Consider the following 2,043-nt stretch of genomic DNA (forward strand, 5'->3'; position numbering starts at 1 on the left):
GTCGGCTCGTCCATGATCAGCACGCGCGCATCGGAGGCCAGTGCTCGGGCGACCTCGACGAGTTGTTGCTCGCCCGTGCGCAATTGGCCGGCCCTACCGTCGGGGTCGATGCTGACCCCGAGCGTCTCCAGCAGCCGTCGCGCTTCGCGGCGCATGCCTGCCAGATCCAGCAGGCCGCCACGGCCCTGGCGCATCTGCCCCGCAAAGATGTTCTCCGCGACGGACAGGTCGCCGAAGATGGTGGGGTACTGATGTACCACGGAGATGCCCGCGCGGTGAGCGTCGAGCGGTGAGCTGAACTGGACCTCCTGGCCGTCGATCAGGATGGCTCCGGCATCGGGGGGATACACCCCGGCAAGCATCTTCACGCAGGTGCTCTTGCCCGCCCCGTTCTCGCCGAGCAGTGCCAGCACTTCGCCGGCCCGCAACTCGACGGTGACGTCACGCACCGCTCGCGTCAGGTCGAAGGACTTCTCGACGTTGCGCAGTTCGGCGACCACGGCAGTGACGGCGACGTTGCCGGCGGTCGGTGCGGTGACCGTCATGGCACCAGCACCGTCTTCACCGCTTCGCGATTGTGCGCGACCGCGTCGAGAGCCAGCGCGTAGTCGTCGAGACCGAACCGGTGGGTGATGAGCCCGTCGGTGCGGATCCGGCCGCTACGCATCATTCGCAACGCGCGCTCGAACGTATACGCCTGGGAGAACGTGCCCTTGATCGCGATCTGACGGCGGAAGATCTCGAACGGTTCGACGGTGATGGTGGCACCCTCGGCGGCCATCCCGTACACCAGGATGGTGCCGCCGTCACGGGTCAGCGACATCGCGTTCTGCAGCACGGTTGTGGCGCCGGACGCGTCGACCACGACATCGAATCCTGCTGGGGCCAAATGCTTCAACTCTTCGATCGACGCCGCGGTGTCAGAGCGGTCGACGAGAACGGTCTCGTCGGCTGCCAGACTGCGTGCGAGAGCCAACTTGCTGGCCGTCGGCGCCGCCACCACCAGTCGTCCGGCGCCACCGTGCCGAAGGAGCTGAGCCAGCAGCAGACCAGAAGGTCCTGCGCCGAACAGCAGGACGTCTGAGCCGGGTCGGAGGGCCAGGGTGTCCATGGCGTGCATCGAGCACGCCAGCGGTTCGGCGAAGACGGCCACCTCGTCGGGGATCCCGTCCACGCCGTGACAACGCGCCGCCACGGCCAGCACCCGCTCCGCGAATCCGCCGGCCTCGGTGACGCCGACCGCGCGGATGTCGGCGCAGTAGTTGGGAAGCTGCCGTTGGCAGTTCGCGCACACCCCGCAGGCGACCATCGTGTCGTAGACGACCCGGTCTCCGACGACGAGATTCGTCACGCCGGGCCCGACTTCCTCGACCACGCCAAGGATCTCGTGGCCCGCGACCAGCGGGTAGCGGGGTCCGAAGTTGCCGTGATGGATGTGCACGTCAGTGCCGCAGATCCCGGCCATCGTCACGCGGACGACGACCTCGCCCGCCTGCGGCGCGGGATCGGGTATGTCGTGCAGCTGGTGGCTCGTCGGTCGGTCATAGATCACGGCGCGCACGTGAGCTCCTCTCGGGTAGTCATTTTCGGGGCCGGGTCAGCCGTTGGCCTCGGCCATGCTCCACATGGTCCAAAGCGAGGTACGCATGCGCCGTGGTTGGCGCAGCGTGGTGAGAATGGCATAGCCAATGTCGTCGGGCGTCATGAACTCGCCCTCTTCGGGAGCTCGGTCGCCGAATCTCCCTGTCGCCGCCGCGAAATGGGTGTTCACGGCCGCCGGGGCGATGACCGCGACGCGGATGCCCTCGTTGCGGACCTCGCGATCCAGCGAGGTACCAAACTGGATCTGCGCGGCCTTGGTGGCGGCGTACAGCGCCTCGTTGCCGCCGCCCGGTCCCAGGCCTGCCACCGATCCGACGATGACGATGTCTCCGCCACCGCCGTTCCCACGGAAGTGGCGCACCGCTTCGCGCGCCACCCATACGGTGCCGAGGAAGTTGGTCGACACCATCGTGCGGATCTGGTCTTCGCCGTAGTCGAGGA

At 67.6% G+C, this 2,043-nt stretch carries 3 protein-coding genes; all 3 read right to left on the reverse strand.

The annotated features are described in order from the left end of the window. On the reverse strand, positions 1-545 hold a 545-nt coding region (locus ACRDUX_RS39750), incomplete at its 3' end, for an ATP-binding cassette domain-containing protein (protein WP_526422873.1). After that, positions 542-1,561, reverse strand: coding sequence for a zinc-dependent alcohol dehydrogenase family protein (locus ACRDUX_RS39755; protein ID WP_526422875.1), 1,020 nt, complete (start codon positions 1,559-1,561; stop codon positions 542-544). The genes ACRDUX_RS39755 and ACRDUX_RS39750, both read right to left, overlap by 4 nt. A 36-nt stretch (positions 1,562-1,597) precedes the next feature. Next, positions 1,598-2,043 (reverse strand): SDR family oxidoreductase (locus tag ACRDUX_RS39760; RefSeq protein ID WP_526422877.1); only part of this gene is annotated, 446 nt, incomplete at its 5' end.

This window comes from Mycobacterium sp. (assembly GCF_050701675.1).
Taxonomy (GTDB): Bacteria; Actinomycetota; Actinomycetes; order Mycobacteriales; family Mycobacteriaceae; genus Mycobacterium.